At 48.2% G+C, this 1,006-nt stretch carries 1 protein-coding gene; it reads left to right on the top strand.

Translation table 11 applies throughout. The features are described 5' to 3' along the window. On the top strand, window positions 1-1,006 hold a 1,006-nt coding region (locus tag D8804_RS09975; RefSeq protein WP_185774061.1), incomplete at both ends, for a hypothetical protein.

Raw genomic sequence — 1,006 nt, 5'->3', positions numbered from 1 at the left:
TCAGCGTCTGTAAGTTCAAGCCAATCAGCATCTGTATCAGCTAGCCAATCAGCATCAGCATCTGTAAGTGCAAGCGACTCAGCGTCTGTATCAGCTAGCCAATCAGCAAGCGCATCTGTAAGTGCAAGTCAAAGTGCTTCAACATCAGTAAGCGCCAGCCAAAGTGCCTCAGCTTCAGCATCTAACAACCAGAACTCAGCTTCTATCTCAGCAAGCGCGAGCCATTCTGCGTCAATTAGTGCGAGCCAAAGCGCTTCAGCATCAGTAAGTTCAAGCATCAGTGCAAGCCAATCAGCATCTGTATCAGCTAGTCAATCAGCTTCAGCATCTGTAAGTGCAAGCGACTCAGCGTCTGTATCAGCTAGCCAATCAGCTTCAGCATCTGTAAGTGCAAGTCAAAGTGCTTCAACATCAGTAAGCGCCAGCCAATCAGCTTCAGCATCTAACAACCAGAACTCAGCTTCTATCTCAGCAAGCGCGAGCCAGTCTGCGTCAATTAGTGCGAGCCAAAGCGCTTCAGCATCAGTAAGTGCAAGCATCAGTGCAAGCCAATCAGCATCTGTATCAGCTAGTCAATCAGCTTCAGCATCTGTAAGTGCAAGTCAAAGTGCTTCAACATCAGTAAGCGCAAGCCAAAGTGCCTCAGCTTCAGCATCTAACAACCAGAACTCAGCTTCTATCTCAGCAAGCGCGAGCCATTCTGCGTCAGTATCAGCAAGCCAAAGCGCTTCAGCATCAGTAAGTGCAAGCATCAGTGCAAGCCAATCAGCATCTGTATCAGCTAGTCAATCAGCATCAGCGTCTGTAAGTTCAAGCCAATCAGCATCTGTATCAGCTAGCCAATCAGCATCAGCATCTGTAAGTGCAAGCGACTCAGCGTCTGTATCAGCTAGCCAATCAGCAAGCGCATCTGTAAGTGCAAGTCAAAGTGCTTCAACATCAGTAAGCGCCAGCCAAAGTGCCTCAGCTTCAGCATCTAACAACCAGAACTCAGCTTCTATCTCAG

The organism is Streptococcus oralis, from assembly GCF_003944215.1.
Classification (GTDB): Bacteria; Bacillota; Bacilli; order Lactobacillales; family Streptococcaceae; genus Streptococcus; species Streptococcus oralis_BI.
This window is presented reverse-complemented; position numbering and strand designations above follow the sequence as displayed.